Raw genomic sequence first — 19332 nt, 5'->3', positions numbered from 1 at the left:
TGCCATGAACGAACAGCTTGCGTCGTCTGCGTTGAATTCGAGAGACATAGAGGACCTCTCCGATTTTCTGCTGTTCGCCGCTATCGTCGAGCGGGGCGGGATCGCCGGCGCGAGCCGCAGCCTGTGCATTCCCAAGAGCCGGTTGAGCCGAAGGCTCGCGGCGCTCGAGGAGCGCTATGCGGTGCAGCTCATTCACCGCTCGTCGCGTCGTTTCGTGGTCACCGATCTGGGTCAGTCCTTTTATGAGCGATGCCGGGATACGCTGGCGAGCTCACAGGCGACGAAGGCCTTCATTGTCCAGGCGCAGAGCCGGCCGAGGGGCGCTCTGCGCGTGAGCGCGCCGGCGCCGCTCGCCAATTACTGGCTCGCTCCGATCCTGCCGAAATTCCTTGCGCGCCATCCGGAGATCTCGCTCGAGCTGGACGCGCGCAATTGGAACGTCGATCTGATGGCCGATCGGATCGATCTCGCAATCCGCATTCGCCCGACGCCGCTGGACGATTCCGATCTCATCATTCGTCGCATCGGCGAGAGCCGTAATATCCTCGTCGCCTCGCCCGGTCTCCCGGCTCTCGATGCGCTGCATTCGCCAGACGATCTTCCAGGCTATCCGCTGCTCGGAGCGCCGCCCGCGCAAGGCCCGTCGATCTGGCGCTTGTGGCATGCGGACGGGCGCATTCACGTCATTCCTGTCGATCCGCGGCTCGCGACTTGCGAGCTGGCCGTGCTCCGCGCCGCCTCGGAAGCCGGGCTTGGAATCGCATTGCTGCCGGCGCATTTCTGCCAGCGGCAACTCGACGACGGCAGGCTCGCCATCGTCCTGCCGGAATGGGCCGGACCCATCAACGACATTCACATCGCTTATCTGTCGCGACGCGGTCTGTCGGCGGCCGCGCGTGCGCTTCTCGATTTTCTCATCGACGAGCTGCCGCACGGCGATCGCGCATAGGCGTTCCCTTTCTTAGCGCCTTCTGACGACTTTCGCTCTCACCGCATCGATGCGGAATGCGGAACGCTGCGTTTCCGTTTCGGCTCGTGACATGTCATCCCCGTACGTTAGCCTACTTACTCAGTAGGCTTATGGTCGAAGAATGCGGCGAAGCTCTCGCCGATCATTCGACGCATCGCATCGGGGTCAACATGTCGCCAAGAAATTCGCGTTCCCGGTTCCCTGCCGCAATGTTCGCGACGCCGTTGCTCGTCGTTTCCCTTTTGCCGAGCGCGGCGGCTGCAGCGCCGCGTGCGCAGTCCGACGCAGCGACGCCCGTGCCGGAGCAGGCGACAGTCGAGGACGTCGTCGTTCGCGGAGCGGCAGATGAGGCGCTGAAGGCCGCCGAAAAGCTCGAAAAGATTCCCGGCGGCGCGAGCCTCGTCACATCGGAGGAGATTGAGCGCGGCCGGGTTTCCAATCCGGCGGACATCTTGTCGCGCGAGCCCGGCGTGTTCGCGCAGTCCACATCCGGAGGCGAGGCCATACGCCTGTCGATCCGCGGATCGGGAATTCAACGTAGCCCGCTCAATTATCTCGCTGGCGTATCGGTCCTGCTCGACGGAATTCCGATCACGACGTCGACAGGCGTGCCTTGGGAACTCGTCGAGCCGCTCGCCGCCAATCATATTACGATCCTGCGTGGAGCGAACGCCTTCGAATTTGGCGCGAAGAGCCTCGGCGGCGCGATCGACTACGTGTCGCACACCGGCTATGACTCGCAGCCGTTCCAGGCGCGCGCGGAAGCCGGCAGCTTCGGCTATTGGCGCGGGCAGGTGAGCTCGGGCGAGGTCATCGGACCCTTCGATTACTATATCAGCGCCTCCGGATTTCGTCAGGACGGATATCGCGCGCATTCGGAGGCGAGCAGCGTCCGATTCGTCGCCAATCTCGGATACAAGGTCAGCGACGATATCGACACGCGATTCTTCTTCCGCTTCGCGCATGAATATTTCCAGGTTCCAAACACGATCAGCTGGGCACAGCTTCAGGCCGATCCGCGGCAAGCCGCGGCGGCGGCGCTGAACAACAGCTGGTACAAGGTCCTCCCCTATTCCGAGTTCATCGGAAACAAGACGCGACTTCGATTCAACGACATGTCGGCGCTAGAGTTCGCCTTCGCCTTCAAGCGTTTTCCGCAATCGGGCGCCGGCGGCCCGTTTGTGCGATGGGATGCGAGCGACATCAGCGCATCGCTGAAATACACGCGTAGCGATGACCTCGGTGGACATACGAGCAACACCACCCTCTCCGCGCTCTCCTCGACCGCGCTCGACACGAATCTGCGGCTCGAAGGTTGGCCCGGTTTCTTTCCGGCGATGAAGAACGCGCTCATCAACTATGTGAATCTCGCCGGCTCCGACGTCGTCGTGCTCGGCTCGAACGATTTCGAGCTGACGTCGAAGCTCTGGCTAACGACGGGAATAGCGCTTAGCTATTCGCCGCGCACGAGCGAGTTCATCTATCCCATCTCCAGCAAGCTGACGAAGGACTATCTTAATTACGCGCCACGCGCCGGCCTGCGCTATTATCTGACGCCAGATGTCCAGCTCTTCGGTAATGTGAGCCGCTCGGTCGAACCGCCGACCAACTGGTCCTTCCCCAAAATTCTGTTTCCTACCGCTCAGCTCGGCAATCTGAATTTGAAGGAACAGACCGCCTGGACGGCCGAGGGCGGATTGAAGGGCAAGTTCGGCCCCGCCAAATGGGAGTTCGCGTATTATCATTCTTGGATCGACAATGAGCTCTTGACCGTCACGCTTCCCGGAACGGCGTTGACGGCTACGACCAACGCCACTGCAACACGCCACCAAGGTGTCGAACTGAGCCTCGACACGCTGCTATGGCGATCGAAGGCGGGCGGTGCAGAACCCGACGCCGACTCGCGCGAAGCGCTGACGCAATCGGAGGGCGTCGAGCCGGGCCAGCAGCTCGTCTTGCGGCAGACGTACACATGGAACGATTTTCATTATCGGAACGACCCGATCTATAGGGACAATCGTCTGCCGAGCATTCCCGTTCACTTTTACAAGGCGGAGCTCGAATATCGTCACCGGCTGGGCTTCTACGCCGGGCTGAACGTAGAATCGAATTTCATTTCCTATCCTGTCGATTACGCCAACAGCTTATTCTCGCGGCCCTACGCGATTCTCGGCGCGAGAATTGGCTATCTGCAGCCCAAGCAGGTGGACTCGCCGTTTCAATGGGAGGCCTATCTCGAAGGCCGCAATCTCGCCAATGTGAAATACGCGGCCGTCGTCAATCCGACCTTCAATGCCAATGGGCGGGACGCGGCGGTCTTCTATCCCGGCGACGGCGTTGGGATCTATGGTGGAGTCACGCTACGCTATTGATTTGACGCTTTTCGCGCAAAGATCGCGACGGGAGCCTCGACGTCTTGTCCACGAGAATGGAAGTCGCGAGGCGAAAAGGGCGACGGCCATCGGACTCTATCGATGGTCGTCGCGGCCGCGCATCCACGGGAGTGGCAAGATCGCAGCGACCGTGAGAAATGCAACGCCGGCTGCGATATAGAAGAGCTCGCTGGTTGGGATCTGCTTCGCGACTAGGACGCCCGTGAGCGCCGGGCCGACGATTGCGCCGATCCTCCCGGCGCCCATTGTCCAACCGATTCCGGCGGCGCGCAGAGCGCTGGGGTAATAGGCGGTGACGAGAGTCGGCAGACACATTTGTGAGCCGATGAAGAAGAATCCGGCGAAGAAAATCGCCGCCATCACATAGATTTCGTCGGCCGGGACTGCGCCGATCGCCGCGACCGACAAAGCGGCGACGACATAGGCGGGCGCGAGCACGCGAAACATGTCGAAGCGATCACCGAGCGCGGCGAAAATAAGCGCCCCGAGCATTCCCCCGCCGCTCAGAAAAACGCCGCCGATCACGGACATGCCGATAGTGAGGCCGGCGCGGCTCAAAATGAGCGGTAGCCAATTGGTGAGCGAGATAGACACGAGCAGGCTGAGAAAGCCGATGACTGCCAGCAACGCCGTGCCGTGGATGTAGGCTGGTCCGAAGAGATGCAGGACGGTCGTCCGCTCTCCCGCATCCGCGAGCGTGGCGGCGGCATTGAGCTGCGGCGCCGGTTCGATGTTCAGGCGGCGGAGAGCGTCGCGCAGACGCTCGCGAGAGTTTGGCCGAGTCGCTAGAAAGGCCGCGGACTCGGGCACGACGAACCATGCTGGAGCGGCGAAGAGGAGGGGAGCGACGCCGCCGAAATAAAATATCAGGCGCCAGTCGTGTGACTTCAGAATATTTGCAGCGATCAAGCCGCCCAGCATCGAGCCGAGAGGAACGCCGCAGAACATCGCCGTGACGAAAGTCGATCGACGCCGACGGGGTGTATATTCGGCGGTGATCACGAAGAGATTTGGAAGAGCCCCGCCGAGCCCCAATCCCGCGAGGAAGCGCAGAGCGATCAGCTCGTCGAGCTTCGTCGCCTGGACGTTCAGCAGCGACGCGGCGCCGACGAGGAGGAACGCCGCCAGCATGACCGTCTTGCGGCCGAATTTGTCGCCGAGCGGCCCTTGCGCGAGGACGCCCGTCAGCGATCCGAAGGAGCTCGCGCCGAAGACCAGTCCGAAATCGGAGGTCGGGATATGCAGTTCGGATGCGAGGGCGGGAGCGGCGTAGGCCATGGCCTGCGCATCGAATCCATCGACCATGGCGAGCAGCCCGCAAAGCCCGACGACGAGCAGCTGGCGGCCGCCGATGGCGGCATTGTCGATCGATTGCTCGATGGAGACCGTCCGATCCATTTTCTGTTCTCGATTTCGTAGAGGCGCGTCCTCATCCATCACACGGCAATCGACCGCGCGCCGTGAAACATCGGTTGCCTGCGTTCGAGTCACGATTACGACGCTCGAGGCCGGCGCGGGTCAATAATCGAATTCGAGCCGCAGCGTTTCACAATCACGTGATGGCTCTGTCGCGAATTTTTCTCGCGGGTCGGTTGGGACTATGTTCGCCGAGCGGAGGGCAAGCGGAAGACGGCGGGCGTCGACCTCATGCTCCCCATCGTCGTGCAAATGGCCGGACATGCGACGGCGCTCGCCGTGGCGCGCCATCTCATCGTCTATCTGCGGCGCGGCGGCGATGACCCGCAACTCTCGCTCTGGCTCGAAGGCCGCAATCACATCCATCCCGTCATTCACCGCGCGCAGGACGCCATAGCGACCGAGCCGTCGCGCGAGTGGTCGGTCGAGGCGCTGGCGCGTGAATCGGCGACGAGTCCGCGTAACCTCTCCCGCTTGTTCAACGCGCATGCGGGCATGAGCGTCACCGATTATGTGAACCGCATGCGCGTCGCGCTGGCGCGGGAACTGTTGATCGGCTCGCGTCTCGACGTGGAGACGATCGCCGAACGGGCCGGCTTCGCTTCTACGCGCTCAAACGCAAGGCCGCTGCCGGTGTGGATGGCGTGACGTGGAAGGACTACGAAGCCGATCTCGAGCCCCGGCTCACCGATCTGCACGCGCGGGTCCAACGAGGCGCATATCGACCGCAACCCTCTCGCCGGACGTATATACCGAAAGCGGACGGGACGCGGCGGCCGCTGGCGATCGCCGCCCTGGAGGACAAGATCGTCCAGGGCGCGACCGTCATGGTGCTCAACGCAATCTACGAAGGAGACTTTGTCGGTTTCTCATATGGGTTTCGTTCCGGGCGAGGGCCACACGATGCGTTGGACGCCCTGTCGGTGGCGATCGGCACGCGGAAGGTGAACTGGATTCTCGACGCCGACATCCGCAACTTCTTTGGGAGCGTCAACCAAGCTTGGCTGATCCGCTTCCTGGAGCACCGTATCGGCGACAAGCGCATCATCCGCGTGATCCAGGAAATGGTTGAAGGCGGGTATCCTCGAAGACGGGATCGTGACCGTCGACGACAGGGGAACGGGTCAGGGCTCGGTGATTTCACCGCTCCTGGCCAATATCTACCTGCACTACGTCATGGACCTTTGGGCCAACCGCTGGCGACGGCGGGAATGATTCCGAATCGGCTCGCAAGCGGCTTGTCTCGGGCTTCTCGATGTGGAGCGGCTCGATCGAGGAGGGCTTCGTGAAGATGCGGAAGCGCGGCGCGCTCGTCTCCGCCGTCGACCCGCGCGAATTGGCAACTGCCACGCTCTGCGCAGTTCAAGGTAGACTGCTTCTGGCCACGAGGATCCGATCGGGCGTCCCTTTGAAAATCGCGATCGATATGGCGATCGACAATATCGCACGGCGCATGAGGACGGGCTGACGCCTGCGCGCCGCCGAGCCGAACAGACTCAGTCGAACGGCCTATGCGCCGGGCCGTCGGATCCGGGTCCTGTCGCCGGCGATTTCGACGATCAAATCTCTCAGCCAGCGATGGCCGGCATGTCCATGGCTGCGCTCGTGCCAGATCATGCCGACGTCGAACCGCTCGCCGAGCCACGGAAGCTCGATTATCGTGAGCCGCTCCTCGCGCCGCGGCACCAATCGACGCGGCACGAGCGCGACGAGATCGCTCTCCGAGACGATTTCCGGGACGAACAGGAACGAACCGGCGGACAGCACGACTTTGCGCTTGCGTCCAAGGGCCTCGAGCGCGTCGTCGATCGGCGTTCGAAAATGGCCGCCGTGTCTCGAAACGACGACATGCTCCAATGCGACATAGTCGTCGATCGTGAGACCCTCCACGAGGCACGGGTGATTCCGCCGTCCGACGAGCACATAGGTCTCGTCGAACAAATGACGGCTCCGAAGATGCGACAGCGTCGCGTCCGGGGTCGCGATGGCGAGATCGGCTTCTCCGCTCGCCAATTGCGCCTCCATGAGCGCCGGCGCGAGATGCCGAACCGCTATCCGGACTCCAGGCGCCCGTTGTCTCGACGCCTGCGCGAGCGGCGCGATCACCGCCGCCTGAATATAGTCGGAACAGGCGATGGAGACGGTCAGCTCCGCCGACGCCGGATCGAAATCCCGATGTGACTGGACTGCATTCCGTAATTGGTCCAGCGCGTCGCGCAACGGCCCCGACAATTGCAGGGCTCTTTCGGTCGGAATCATTCCTCGTCGGGCGGGAAGCAGCAGCGGGTCGTCGAAGATGTCGCGTAGCCGCGAGAGCTGCGCGCTCACCGCCGGTTGACTGAGATGCAGTCGCGCCGCCGCCTTGGTGACGTTCCGCTCGGCGAGCAGCGTTTCCAAGGTGGCGAGCAGATTGAGGTCGAGATGGCTGGTATCCATGTGATTTATGCTGACACGTAATACAATCGATTTCAAACATGCTCGCTCGGTCGCTAAGTTCAAAGCGACGGAAAGGCGCCCAACGCCAGATAGCCGCTCCGAGATCCCGAGCGAGCGTAGGCGAGCCGCCCCCAGCAGGAGCGCTTAGGATGGCCAAGAAAATTCTCGTCGTGTTCGCTCACCCGGAACCGACCTCGATCACGCGCCGACTTGTCGACGTCACGGTCTCCACGCTGACGGGCGAAGGATGCGAGGTCATGCAATCCGATCTCTATGGAATGCGCTGGAAGGCGGTGTTCGACGCCGACGACTTTCCGAGCCGAGTCGATCAGCAACGGCTGTCCTTCATCCTCGAGTCTGGCCATGCCTATTCCTCCGGGCGTCAGAGTGCGGATGTCGCCGCCGAGCAAGCCAAGCTGCTCGCGGCGGATGCGGTGATTCTCCAGTTTCCGCTCTGGTGGTACAGCCCGCCCGCCATTCTCAAGGGCTGGATCGAGCGCGTTTATGCGTTCGGATTCGCTTATGGCTACAAGACCGGCGGCAATGACTATCGCTTCGGCGACGGCATATTGAAAGGCAAGCGCGCATTGGTGAATGTCATGACGGGCGGCCCCGCGGAGGACTATGGTCCGCGCGGCGTCAATGGGCCGATCGATCAGATCTTGTTCCCCTTGACCCATGGCGCATTGTTCTACCCGGGCATGGACGTCCTACCGACGCATGCAGTCTACGGCGCCGCGCATATCACTACCGCCGAACGGGCCCGAGCCGTCGAGGTGGGCTGGCGCGAGCGCTTGGCCGGCCTCTTCACCGACGCCCCTATTCCCTTCCGCTCGCAAAACGGCGGCGACTTTCCCGATCGTCACACGATGTCCGATCACGTCGCGCCCGGAAAAGCCGGCTTGGCCGCGCATATCGCTGATGACATGACCATGTGACGGGCGGCGAAATTATTTTTCCGGGCCCGAGTACCGCGCTTTCGGCGGCGCGCGAATTGATCCGACGAGGCCCTAGTGTCCTCGATCCATCGTCTTCGACGATGCGCCACCGAGGTTCCAAAAAGTTTGATCGACTTGATTTACAATAGCTATTGTACGCTTCCATCAGCCCGTCGCTGCAATTTTTCGCGCCGACCCTGGCGCATTCGCGCGATCAGAGCGGCGCCGCAGGCGCTGTCTAACGATGAGCAACGAGGATCTTCGCCAGCGAGGCGATTGCGCCGCCATCGATCGGCGTCTCGACTTTAGGACTCTGCGCAGAAAGAAAGCGCGCCACCCCGAAGACTCGCGGGGCGGCGCAGGCGATCATCTCGCGCGTTCGAAGAGCGGCGCGAAACGCTCGCGGTATCTCTTCGAGACGGTGGCGAGCACCTGAGGCGCCGGCCGATCCGGCGAAGGCTTAGTCGCCGTCGCTCTTCTCCTCTACCGTTACGTCGGATCCAAGGGCGAACTTAGGGATTATGGGAAACGTGTCCTTGGCTTGGAGACAAGGTGATAGTAGTGAGCCGATTGAGCCGGCAGGAGCTGGCGGGATCACCTTGCCGAAGGAGAGACCGTTGGAACTCGTGCTTTTGCATGCGCTGCCGTTTGACGGATCAATGTGGACAGAGCAGCGGGGCGTCCTGCCGGGCCACACTCATACTCCCACGATGTATGGTTTCGGCGAAACCTTGCCCCAATGGGCTTCGGAAATCCTCGGCGATCTCGGTGGTGATCGGTTGATAGTGGTGGGCAACTCCATCGGCGGTTCCTGCGCCCTGGAGATGGCCGCTGTTGCACCCGAGCGCATCGCGGCCCTTGTGCTGATAGGCGCCAAGGCAGGACATCGCCGCGATCCAGCACTGCGGTCCGAGGCTATTGAGTTACTCCGCAACAGCGGCGTGGAGGCGGCATGGGATCGATACTGGGACCCGCTGATCTCCTCCTCTGCGCCTTCCGGCGTGCGGATGCGAGCGAGGTCGTGGGCGAAGAATGTGGACTGGAAAGCGATCGCGAAGGGCGTCGATGCATTTCATACCAGGCCGTCCAGGGATGATCTTCTGCCGCGCCTGAAATATCCGGTCGTCTGCATTTCAGGAGACCATGACGTGGCACCTGGTCCGCTCATCATGGGCAAACAGGCGCGCTCCGCAGCTGATGGGCACCTGTTCGTCATCCCGCAATGTGGGCACTATGTGCCATTTGAGAAGCCGGCCGCTCTGAACGACATCCTGCATACATTGATCGATGAACTGGCTGATCGGCTCTGATTTGCCCTTCGCCCTTCTACTAATCCCAAGGCATTCACGTGCAATGCAGGCTTAGCGTAGGATTCCGCCCCCTCCCGCAAACGACCCCTTCTCCCCTCTGCGTCAAGCGGACTGCCGGAGGCGGACAAATGCGAGGCCCAGTTTCGGCCGACCGTGTGGATCGTGGGGCCACTCGATCGTTCCTTGGCGCGGGTAGGGCTGAACTCGACGAAGAGTTCGCTGGAGCGTGCCCTCGCGCCAGTGGCGCTCAGTAGCGTGACATCTTTCACGCTGCTGTTTTGGCGCGACGCTGTCCTTTGCGCGGCGTTCTCTCGCCAATTCCGGCCTCCTGGATCACCAGAGCCGGGTCGCGCGCCAGAATTCTCACCAACATTCCCGCGGCGCCGGAAGGGGAGCGCTCGCCGCGCTCCCATTTACGCACGGTTCCCAGCGACGCGCCCGTGACCTTCGCAAATTCTTCCTGCGTCAATCCCGCTTTGAGGCGCGTCTCGGCGATGAAGCTCCGATCGATCTTCAGCTTGTGCGCGCGGGTTCCTGCGCTCGGCTTTCCTTTGGCGTAGGCGAGAGCGTCTTCGAGACCCGAGATCATGCTTTCGAAATCTTTGCTGTCCATCGTCCTATCTCCGGAATTGGGCGCGGATCGCGTCGGTGAGCGCCGTCGCCGCTTTGCGCTGTCTGGGATCGAGGTCTGCTTGCACGTCCTTGGCGTAGACCGTGATCAGAAAGCACGGCATGTCGGCGTCATGAAAAAATGTGATGAGGCGGGCCCCGCCTCGTTTTCCTTTTCCGCCCAGCGGAACGCGGACCTTCCGCATGCCGCCCGTTCCTTGGATCAAATCACCGGCTCGAGGGTCGGCCGCGATCATATCGATGACGGCCGTTCTCTCGGCTTCGCTCATGATCTCCGTCGCGCGCGCCAGATAGGTTTCTGTCTCAACGACGGTGATGAGGGCGGGCGAATTCATAGTCGATGAATACCCCAAAGGGGTAGCCGAATGCAAGGCGCCGGCGGGGCGTGCGGTTCAAAAATGGGTCCGCCTGGCCACGCCGCTACCCGGGCGGCGGTCTACTGGTCAGTGCGAAACGACGCCGTGGCCGCCGGGATGGCGGGCCCGAACGAAAGCCTGTCGCGCCGCTTCGGCGGCGATTGCGGCCGCCGACCTCGGGGTCCGTCCCGCCGTTTTGGAGAGGGCGATGCTCGAATATCCGGGCTTCGCCAGTGTCAGTCCACGAATGAACCGCGCAGATCCGACGCCTGAATTCGACTTTCGGGGGCTGTCCAGCCATGAAATGCGAATGACAAGCGCGGTTTCCAAGGGGCGCTCACTATGTCCGATAAGCTAAGATTATCGGACGTCGAATAGGGGCGACAAGCGCGGCGGTTTGTATACGTAATGATACGATAAAACGCCGTTATGGATTGCGTTGCGACATGCGCGATTCGACTTTCCTTACGCGATCAACCCCGGTACCGCGGCCCGCCCGCCGGGACCCCGCGGGGTGCCAAGCGGCGACGCGGAACAGCCGTCTAACAACATGATTTCCCGCGTCTATCCGTCATCGGCAGGGCCGCCGGCGCGATGTTTTCCGCGGGAGTCGGGCACCGTCGACGCCGCAGCGCGACGCGGCGGAAATTTTCGCCTGGCCGGCAGCGATGTCGCGCTCGCCGCCACGGCGTGGTTGCGCCCGGAGTTGCGTGGCGCTGCGAACCGGCGGCTGCGGCCGGGCAAACCGGAGTGGCTGGACGCCTGGCGGCGTCCTGGGTGTCCCGCGACGGACGGACGGGCGCGCCTCCGCTGGCCGAGACGGTCTATCGGCCACTCGGTCCCAAGGACGGCGCGGTTGTCCATCTACGCAGATTTCTGGGCTGTAAATCGGCGCGGGGCCAGGACGCCGATCGGTGTGGGCTCATCAATATAAGCTATTGATTTTGCGCCCCTGAGATCCCAGAAGAAGGGGGCGCAATCTCTTCGTTCCATCTAGACCTTCCAGGCGTTCCGCCATTGCCGTCCGTCTGCATCGCCTCAGGGCGATGGCTGAGTGGAAGCCCGTGACGACGGCCGCTTGAAATCAGCCCGCGTGGCGTCAACGCGCCTGTATCGAGTTTACGGGACATCGCCGGCGGAAGCGACGCAACAGGTCGAGCTTCTTCTCGCCGAAACGCGCGATATCGGTGAAGGCCTCCGCCCCGGCCAGCACGGCGAGCAGGCACAAGAGCAATATTTCGTCGAGCGGATAGACGACCTCCCCGGCCTGCCGACGATCAGGCAGATCTTTGAAATAGGCTAGAAAAGCCGTCATCTCGGCCAGAGCCTCGAAGTCGCGTCCGCTCGCGTCCGTCGCAATCCCCTAAAGATCGAATCAGAGGATTCCGACAGATTCAGGTCATACGCGTCTTGTCACCTACATCTTCACCCGATCGCCCTGCCGCGTTGTTGCTTTACGCTTGATTCCACACGACGGATTTGTGATGCTTCTGTGTTTCCGCCCGAGGAAGTGCAATGGACGATGTATTTGTTAGTTATGCGAGGGAAGACGCTGAAAGCATTCGGAAAATTGTCGATGCGCTGCGACTACTCGGAGTTTCTGTCTGGTCCGACGCCCGGATCGGTGTTGGCGCGCATTGGGACGAGGAGTTGGAAGAGCATCTCGGAAGGTCGCGAGCTGTTCTTGTGTGCTGGAGTGCATCCGCCGTAAAATCGAAATGGGTCAAGGCGGAAGCGAGTCATGCGTTGGATCATGACAAGCTTGTCCCCTGTTTCCTCGAAATTTGTAAGCCCCCAATTCAATTTCAATATGAACAGACGGAAGACTTGTCCGGATGGGACAGTACAATTCCGCATGACGGGTGGCAGAAAATTCTTTCTGCCATTTCTGTACGCATCGGAAGGCCGGGAATTTCAGAGTTATTTACTGCAAAAATGCTAGGAGGTAATCAGGACCTTCTTGTTTGGGTGCAATCGCATCCGGATGATCCCGAAGTTATGTCGATCGTTGGAGACGTAAAAACAAACGAGCGGCTAACGTTCGAAAAAGAATTGAATAATACAAAGAGTGAAATCAAGTCTGCTCTTAATCGCTCAACTTCTAGGGTAATGGAAGCGATCGATGAGGTTGCTAATTTATTTAATAGCTGGCTAAATGAATTGAATGCGTCCTCTTATGGCGATAGGCCAAGTATTGCAAAATCGATATTGTCTCTGGATGGAACGTTTTATGCCGCAGAAATATCCAAAATGGATGAGAAGCGGAACGCCCTCGAAATCGAAAACGACAGTTTGAAGAAAAACTACAATTCTGCTCTTGTCGAGCTGGATCGGCTGCGCACCGATCGCCACGCGTCCGCCGTCCGATCGAGATGGTTAGGCGTCGCCGGCGGAATGACAGGTATTGCGGGGGTTGTCATTGGCTCATTTTTTTTTCATGCCGATTGCAACATAAACACGAACGACATGAAATCAGAACTGTCCGACGCCCAAACACAGCTTGCGGCGATGAAGCTAGAAAAAGAAAAAATCGAGAAAGAAAAAAATAACTTATATCAATCATTTGAAAATGCGGTGAACGTGACGAAGGCGGCGGTCGACGACATAGCACGGCGCGAAAATGAGAAGTTACTCACAAAATTGCAAAATGCCGAGCATGAACGTGACAAAGTGAAAGAAACATTGGAAGTCGCGATCAAGGAACGCGATACGGTGCGGGCGAAGATTCCCCCGAATGCGGTTGAAAGCGAGCTACGGGAAGTGCCCGCCCGAAAAAGCCAACGACCAACGGAAACGGAACCGCGAACCGAGGCGGTCGCTTATAACGATTGCACACGGCTGGCCGGAAATCGCTTCGACGACGACAACGGTTCGCACGACGGACCGCTCGACATGTCGGCGCTCACGGCGACGCAAATCCAGGACGCCATCCGAGTCTGTGGGATCGCCGCCAAGGGCGCGGGTTCGCGCACGCGGCACCGGCAGATTTTCGCTCAGTTGGGTCGAGCCAGCGCCGCGTTAGCGGAAATATATGCGAATATCGGCGATCGGAGCGGTGCCTTGGTCGCGATGAAAGATGCGCTGGCAAACTGGTCGACGGCGCAGAAATCCGGGTCTGCTTATGCAATGAACATGCTCGGTGCATATTACGACGGGGTATACGGACGCGAACTCAAAGCTCCAGACGAGAATTACTTTGAGAACCGACGCCGAGACGAGGCAAAAAAGTGGTGGAAGCAGGCCGTCGACAATGGAAATTCGGTAGCGATGGTAAACCTTGCCGGAAGTTTATTGGAATCAAATGGGCAAGCGACAAATCGGGATGACGTGATCGCTGCGATAAAATTGTTGGAACAGGCAAAACAAAGGGGAAACCCGCGCTCGTATATTGCGCATGCAAAACATATCCTGATCGGAAATCTTGATGCTGATCTTTCAACAGAAAACAGACGGCAACGCGCGGCAGCCATGGCGGAGCAAGCCGCCTGCCTCGGAGGAAAAGAAATGGCAGACGAATTTTTCGTCAAGAATAAACTCCTTGGTCCCTATAGACCGCTTAATCAGCGTTGTTGATCCGGCTGTGGTGCAAGTTTCACGAACGGCCGTGAAGCGCCAAGCGAGATGTCGCCACCGCCAAAGCGTTTTTCCGTCGCGCGTTCGCGAGCCACGGACGGCCGCCGGGATATCAGGCGTCACATCGGGCGGCGTGCGAACTTCTCGCACAGAATCGAGGCGGCGCACGGACTCGCATTCGATCTTCGAAATACCTGAACAATCTGATCGAACAGGATCACCGATCCATCAAGCTTCGTTTGGGGCCGATGCTCGGGTTCAAGCGATTCCGACATGCGGCGATCACGCTCGCCGGCGTCGAACTCATGCATCGCATCAGGAAGAATCAATTCGCGCTGAGCAGATTTAGAGCCGCGGGGACAACTGCGCTCGAAATCTGGAGTGCGGTGCTCGCGGCCTGATCCGAACGAACTGCAAGGACCCCGTCGCGTAGCTATCGACAAAAATTGCACCGCAACCCCCTTTCCCTTCGATCGCCCCCATTCACAGTTACGCTTCGCTGTAAAGCGCCTTGAGCCGATCTAAGACCGCGCTCAATCCCTTCTTGACGTCTTCGTCCGGTGTGGAAGCGATTGTCGCCGCGAGATCCTTGAGCGCCGTGTCTAGTTGCCATTTGGCGGCTCCGTCCTCGATGACCCTGTCGCAAAGCTCGTCAACCTCGTCGAGGTTGCCTTCGAAAAAGGCGACGACGAGCAGCGTTGGTCGCGTCCATTCGTCCTCGCAGCCCAAGGCAATCGCGCGATCGCAGGCAAGGCGGGCGAGGGTCGCAGCGGCCTTGGCGCGCGCGTCATCGCCGCGTCTGCCGCGCTCTCGATAAAGCACCGGGAGATTGCAGGAGGGGAAATAGTCATTGAGATTGAGCATCATGCCGCGATTGTAATGTTCGATCGCCTTTCCCAGGAAACGCTGCTTATCACCCTCTGAGTTCGCATCCCGATACAGACGTTTGTAGCGACCGCCCAACAACCCCTGACGTTCGGAGGTGTCGCCGCTGGTCTTTACCAACTCTTCCAGCGCGCCGACGGCCGCGATACGATCGCCTTGCTCGGAGCGTGCAAGACAATATTGCTCGCGCAAATAGGGAAGCGCCCGCATTTCCGCCGGCAGCCCCTCAATATAGTCCTCCGTCTCCTTCCAGCCCGCGAAGTCGCGCAGCAGCCGCACGATCTCCAAAGCGACTCCAGAGAGCTTCACGCCTTGAGGCGGGAACGCGGCTGCAAGCGCGCGCGCCTGTACGGCGCGTTCGCCGCTCGGCGCGGCCCGAACGGCCCGAACGCTTGCCTGAAATTTCGACAATCTGTCGAGTTGCTCCCGGATGACGGTCGCTCGGCTCTCGTCCACCGCCGAGGGCAGGCCCGGCAATGTCTGATAGACGGGGTTTTCGCCCTTTGCGAGATGATTCACCGCAGCGGCGAGCGCGGCGTGGATCAGTTTGACGGCCTCTTCCGTGAACTTGCCGTCCGGCAGAGGATAGCGCGCCTGACGGATCTGATTGAGGTCGAACAGCTGGCGGGACCAGTCCGCGCTCACCAGAACGCACCCGCTGTTTTTGAGCGCGTGGCGCACGCCCACTTCGTAATAGACGTTCGCGTTGGGAATCGTGAGATCGGCGATCACGAGATCGGAGAAATATAGCCGCTCCAACATATCCGCTATGATCGAGCCGCCGATATCCTCGTCGGCGCGGACGGCGATGTAGCCCAAATCCTCGATGAACGGCCGAAAGACCTCGTCCCAAAGCGCGTTGAAATCAATCTTGCCGGGAGCGGGCGGCTCCGCGCCCGTGTTCTTTTCGCCAAACGGCATGACCATGAAGCATATGGGTTTCAATATCGGCGGATTCATAACGTTCCCCCTTTTGCCAATAATCCTGTGACGACCGTAAAGCTGATGCGGTTTCGCGGCAAATTATTCGAGGATCCAGGCTTCCGGGATGAACTCTGCGAATTTATCTCCAGAGCTTTGTCGTATCGAGCCAGTGGGTCTGCCCGCCTTTCTTCTTTAATTCGTTCATCATATGGCGCGTGCCGCCGGGACCGTCCCCTTCTTGGCCGTTCCAAAGGCAAATGAATTCGACCTTATCGGCGCCGAACCGCTCCGCCCGCTCCAGCATCCATAAATTGACTTCTTCGTACGGGTCGGCGTCATTTCTGATTTTGTGCTCGAGTGGCACGGTATGCAGCTCGGCCTGTGATTTCGCGGCAAGAAAACGTACTCGCCAGTCGTCCCCGGCAAAATCGACCGATTTCTCGATAAACGTAGCTTCTTCGAAGGGAATATAGAGCTCCAGCCGCGCCTTTCGCGCCAACGCGGCCTCGGCGAAAAGCAGATCTCCGCCGCAGGCTCCGCTACAAATCGCCAGATCCGCCGAATTGACGCCGAGTTCGTCCATAGCCGCTGCGATCGCGCGCGCCGCAATGTCTTCCTTATCCGCGGGGAAGCGGGCCTTCTCGCGACCGGGCGCGTCGATCATGTGGCCGCTGAACAAGATTACCTTTCTGGGAGGGGAAGGATTTGTATCCCTCATGTTGGCTCGACCCTTTCCACGGCGGCTCAGGCCGCTCCTCCGTCTAGATAGAGAGTTTCCATCCGGCGGTGAGGCCGAGCAGAGCTTTTGAGAGCGTCGCCGCCTCAGACTCATCGGGCCACCCTCTAGCCTTGGCGCATCGTCCACGGAATAGGTTGAGGCCCAGTCAGTCCTTTCACTCAGGGCTCACTTTTGCCGGCAGGGTCTCTCCTCGGGAAGGAAGCGCTTTCGTTCGTGGTCGCCTGGGGGCCTCTGCGGAGACTGTACGCTCCGTTGCGTCTCACGATTCTGGTGAACGGGCAACGCCGGGAGAAACGCGGCCGAGCGGCGGTAGGCTCCGCGGCGATCTCTTAGTTCAGAAATCCAGCAAAATGCGTTGCCTGCACCTGTTTCTCCGCGACGGCGGCGCCGACGCGACGCAACTGGGGAATGGCCGCCACCGAGGCGAGATCACAAATCGGCGCGGGATCGATGTCGCCACACTCGAGTCTGGCCAACCCGTCGCGCGTCAGCTCGGCATTGTAGCGCACATAGGTGAAGCGCTTTTGCGGAACAAGCCCCTGGACGCCGTGCATATCGTCCAATTCGCGATCGAGCGGATCGCCACAAAGACATTTTCCGAGGGCGCGGCACAACAGGTCCTGCTCAAACTGCGCGGCGTTCATCAGAGCCGATGGAACATGGCTCGCGTTGTACAGAAGGTGCATGCCTGCCGCCGACAGACTTTCGTCGGCGATGGGCACGAGTCCCGTACCGACGGACACGACAAGCATGTTGTTCTCGCCTGTCGCCCAGCCGCGCTGTCCTTCCGGTGCCCGTGGCCAGTAGCGATCGAGCGTCGCCATCAACACCATTTGAAAGGCGGGATCATTGTAGACCGTGACGCCGCCGTCGACGAAAAGATGGATTTTCCCGCCGATCTCAATCGCCTCGGGAGGAAAATAGGTTGGCGCGGCGGTGCTGGCCCGGACCAGTTGCCACAGCGGAATCTTGAGATTGCTGTTGTCGCGCTCAGGGTCGTTATATTTTGCGAAGGGATTATTCGAGAGCGGCCAAGGCGAATCCGTTGTCGCATTGCGCATGACGAGGAGCAGCAGCGTGCGCAGCTTTTCCGAGCCAAGAAGCGTGCCGGCGCCGAACACCTCCTTCAATTTCTCAGCCAGCGGCTCGCTACTGTAATTTGCATTCAAACGCTTCAAAAGCCACTGCTTCTCGAACATCCGAGGGCCGGCGACATTGTAGAAGTCCATGATCTCGCTGACGCGCATACCAATTGAAAGCCCGGCGGCGATGATGCCGCCGGTGCTGGTTCCGGCAATGTAGTCAAAATCATTGGCCAGGACATAGTCTTTGCGCCCCGCTGCGAAGATGGATTCGACCTTGGCCAGAATCTCGAGCGCCAGCACACCGCGAATGCCGCCGCCGTCGATGGCGAGAAGCTTCTTGGGTCCGGGAGACAAAATACGATCTTTCAACGACATCGACTTCATACCCATGAATGAGTGAGCTCGTGTAAGTTAATCCGATTTGAGCGAGTATGATAGCGGCATCGGCTTCAGCATGGGTTCTGGGGCAAACGGCGAGAGCGGGACATAATCTGAACTGATGGGGTGGATGCCCCCTTCGGCCGGCGTCGTATGATGTCGGAGGGCGCCCGGAAGGGGGCGCGACGAAGGATGTCATTATGGTGGAAGTCCAGGTCTTGGCGATCGATTTGGCAAAGCGCAGCTTTCAGGTCTGCGGAACAGCTCGCGGCGGGGCGTGTGTGGATGCTCCCGCTTTTGCAAGGTGATTTTCTCGGCGACTACTCTGCTCGGCGCTTCTATCGGGGTCGTGTCCCCTCTGATGGTGTAGCAGTTCGGGAGCAAACCGCTCGCGACGCGCGCTTTTCACAGCGCGGTAGCGAGCGAGCGGCTTGCGGCGGCCACCGGCGATTCTCCGGTTAGGGTCGGTTTGCGAATCTCAACGCAACCGAGGAACCCACCGATGACCGACGAGATGATGAGCCTGCGGGCGCTTCTGGGAAAGTCCCCCGACGCCGATTTCCTTCGCGAGATGATCGGCTTCGCCGCCGAGCGGCTGATGGAGCTGGAGGTCGGCGCGAAGACCGGCGCCACGCTCGGCGAGCGCTCGCCCGATCGCGTGGCCCAGCGCAACGGCTATCGGGATCGCGACTGGGAGACGCGCGCTGGAACGGTGGAGCTGCGCATTCCCAAGCTCCGCAAGGGAACCTATTTCCCCTGCTTCCTCGAGCCGCGCCGCGTGGCCGAGAAGGCGTTGACGGCGGTGATCCAGGAGGCCTATGTGCAGGGCGTCTCGACCCGCTCCGTCGACGATCTCGTCAAAGCCATGGGCGGCTCCGGCGTCTCCAAGAGCCAGGTCAGCCGGCTCTGCGAGGAGATCGACGAAAAGGTCAAAGCCTTTCTCGATCGCCCGATCGAAGGCGATTGGCCCTATGTCTGGATCGACGCGACTTACGTCAAAGTCCGCCAGAACGGCCGCATCGTCTCGGTGGCCGTGATCGTCGCTATCGGCGTCAACAACGACGGACGGCGCGAGGTGCTCGGCATGGACATCGGCCCTTCGGAAGCCGAAACCTTCTGGACCGATTTTCTGCGCAAGCTCCGGCGGCGCGGCCTGCGCGGCGTCAAGCTCGTCGTCTCCGACGCCCACGAGGGAATAAAAGCCGCGGTCGCCAAGGTGATGCACGCCGGCTGGCAGCGTTGCCGGGTGCACTTCATGCGCAACGCGCTCGCCCATGCCGGCAAGAGCGGCCGCCGGGT

The 19332-nt window shown here is 60.5% G+C and carries 15 protein-coding genes and 4 pseudogenes; 11 read left to right on the top strand and 8 right to left on the bottom strand.

Annotated elements, in window-relative coordinates; all coding sequences use genetic code 11:
• Window positions 1–4: 4 nt before the first annotated feature.
• The gene (locus METLW4_RS25860) at window positions 5–949 is read left to right on the top strand and encodes a LysR substrate-binding domain-containing protein (RefSeq protein ID WP_083919368.1); all 945 of its coding nucleotides are present in this window, start codon (window positions 5–7) and stop codon (window positions 947–949) included.
• A gap of 245 nt (window positions 950–1194) precedes the next feature.
• Window positions 1195–3342 carry a TonB-dependent receptor family protein gene (locus tag METLW4_RS0122275; RefSeq protein WP_198290248.1) on the top strand — a complete coding sequence of 716 codons (2148 nt, stop codon included), beginning with the start codon at window positions 1195–1197 and terminating at the stop codon, window positions 3340–3342.
• Window positions 3343–3438: 96 nt separating this feature from the next.
• On the opposite strand, the gene METLW4_RS25855 is transcribed toward METLW4_RS0122275, so the two are convergent.
• Window positions 3439–4761 (bottom strand): MFS transporter, encoded by a 1323-nt coding sequence (locus tag METLW4_RS25855; protein ID WP_018268449.1) that lies wholly within the window; start codon window positions 4759–4761, stop codon window positions 3439–3441.
• Between the two features lie 231 nt (window positions 4762–4992).
• Between METLW4_RS25855 and METLW4_RS0122265 the strand changes: the two are divergent.
• From METLW4_RS0122265 to METLW4_RS28950, 3 genes and pseudogenes are all read left to right on the top strand, one after another.
• Window positions 4993–5427 (top strand): annotated as a pseudogene (locus tag METLW4_RS0122265) (helix-turn-helix domain-containing protein); the annotation flags it as partial.
• Window positions 5382–5988 (top strand): annotated as a pseudogene (locus METLW4_RS25850) (reverse transcriptase domain-containing protein); the annotation flags it as partial. The pseudogenes METLW4_RS0122265 and METLW4_RS25850, both read left to right, overlap by 46 nt.
• Window positions 5936–6247 carry an LmrA/YxaF family transcription factor gene (locus METLW4_RS28950; protein ID WP_371212340.1) on the top strand — a complete coding sequence of 104 codons (312 nt, stop codon included), beginning with the start codon at window positions 5936–5938 and terminating at the stop codon, window positions 6245–6247. The pseudogene METLW4_RS25850 and the gene METLW4_RS28950, both read left to right, overlap by 53 nt.
• A 41-nt stretch (window positions 6248–6288) precedes the next feature.
• Here the strand turns inward: METLW4_RS28950 and METLW4_RS0122250 are convergent, their stop codons facing one another.
• Window positions 6289–7215, bottom strand: a complete 927-nt coding sequence (locus tag METLW4_RS0122250) for a LysR family transcriptional regulator (RefSeq protein WP_018268445.1) — start codon at window positions 7213–7215, stop codon at window positions 6289–6291.
• 149 nt (window positions 7216–7364) lie between these two features.
• Between METLW4_RS0122250 and METLW4_RS0122245 the strand changes: the two genes are divergently transcribed.
• Both METLW4_RS0122245 and METLW4_RS0122230 read left to right on the top strand, forming a co-directional pair.
• Entirely contained in the window at window positions 7365–8153 is a 789-nt protein-coding gene (locus tag METLW4_RS0122245) for an NAD(P)H-dependent oxidoreductase (RefSeq protein ID WP_018268444.1), read from the top strand.
• Between the two features lie 626 nt (window positions 8154–8779).
• Window positions 8780–9463 (top strand): alpha/beta fold hydrolase, encoded by a 684-nt coding sequence (locus METLW4_RS0122230; RefSeq protein WP_245258549.1) that lies wholly within the window; start codon window positions 8780–8782, stop codon window positions 9461–9463.
• A 265-nt stretch (window positions 9464–9728) separates the two neighbouring features.
• Here the strand turns inward: METLW4_RS0122230 and METLW4_RS0122225 are convergent, their stop codons facing one another.
• On the bottom strand, window positions 9729–10076 hold the full coding sequence (locus tag METLW4_RS0122225; RefSeq protein WP_018268440.1) for a helix-turn-helix domain-containing protein: 348 nt from the start codon (window positions 10074–10076) through the stop codon (window positions 9729–9731).
• Between the two features lie 4 nt (window positions 10077–10080).
• Window positions 10081–10428 (bottom strand): type II toxin-antitoxin system RelE/ParE family toxin, encoded by a 348-nt coding sequence (locus METLW4_RS0122220; RefSeq protein ID WP_018268439.1) that lies wholly within the window; start codon window positions 10426–10428, stop codon window positions 10081–10083.
• A gap of 995 nt (window positions 10429–11423) precedes the next feature.
• Here METLW4_RS0122220 and METLW4_RS29020 point away from each other — a divergent pair.
• Window positions 11424–11531: pseudogene (locus METLW4_RS29020) on the top strand (IS6 family transposase); the annotation flags it as partial.
• A 17-nt stretch (window positions 11532–11548) separates the two neighbouring features.
• Here METLW4_RS29020 and METLW4_RS25835 read toward each other — a convergent pair.
• The gene (locus METLW4_RS25835) at window positions 11549–11764 is read right to left on the bottom strand and encodes a transposase family protein (protein WP_018268438.1); all 216 of its coding nucleotides are present in this window, start codon (window positions 11762–11764) and stop codon (window positions 11549–11551) included.
• Window positions 11765–11964: 200 nt separating this feature from the next.
• Here METLW4_RS25835 and METLW4_RS27210 point away from each other — a divergent pair, with 200 nt between their 5' ends.
• Both METLW4_RS27210 and METLW4_RS27205 read left to right on the top strand, forming a co-directional pair.
• Window positions 11965–14022, top strand: coding sequence for a toll/interleukin-1 receptor domain-containing protein (locus tag METLW4_RS27210; protein WP_083919365.1), 2058 nt, complete (start codon window positions 11965–11967; stop codon window positions 14020–14022).
• 38 nt (window positions 14023–14060) lie between these two features.
• A pseudogene (locus tag METLW4_RS27205) lies at window positions 14061–14423 on the top strand (DDE-type integrase/transposase/recombinase); the annotation flags it as partial.
• Window positions 14424–14511: 88 nt separating this feature from the next.
• Here the strand turns inward: METLW4_RS27205 and METLW4_RS0122190 are convergent.
• The 3 genes from METLW4_RS0122190 to METLW4_RS0122180 all read right to left on the bottom strand — a co-directional run bounded on the left by METLW4_RS0122190 (window position 14512) and on the right by METLW4_RS0122180 (window position 18045).
• Window positions 14512–15867 (bottom strand): TRAFs-binding domain-containing protein, encoded by a 1356-nt coding sequence (locus tag METLW4_RS0122190; RefSeq protein ID WP_157235592.1) that lies wholly within the window; start codon window positions 15865–15867, stop codon window positions 14512–14514.
• Window positions 15868–15970: 103 nt separating this feature from the next.
• Entirely contained in the window at window positions 15971–16495 is a 525-nt protein-coding gene (locus tag METLW4_RS0122185; RefSeq protein ID WP_198290247.1) for a hypothetical protein, read from the bottom strand.
• A gap of 404 nt (window positions 16496–16899) precedes the next feature.
• On the bottom strand, window positions 16900–18045 hold the full coding sequence (locus tag METLW4_RS0122180; protein WP_198290246.1) for a patatin-like phospholipase family protein: 1146 nt from the start codon (window positions 18043–18045) through the stop codon (window positions 16900–16902).
• A 490-nt stretch (window positions 18046–18535) separates the two neighbouring features.
• Here METLW4_RS0122180 and METLW4_RS0122175 point away from each other — a divergent pair.
• On the top strand, window positions 18536–19332 hold a 797-nt coding region (locus METLW4_RS0122175), incomplete at its 3' end, for an IS256 family transposase (protein WP_018268431.1).

It is taken from the genome of Methylosinus sp. LW4 (assembly GCF_000379125.1).
Lineage (GTDB): Bacteria > Pseudomonadota > Alphaproteobacteria > Rhizobiales > Beijerinckiaceae > Methylosinus.
The sequence above is the reverse complement of the archived record's forward strand: the minus strand, read 5'-3'. Positions and strand labels throughout refer to the sequence as shown.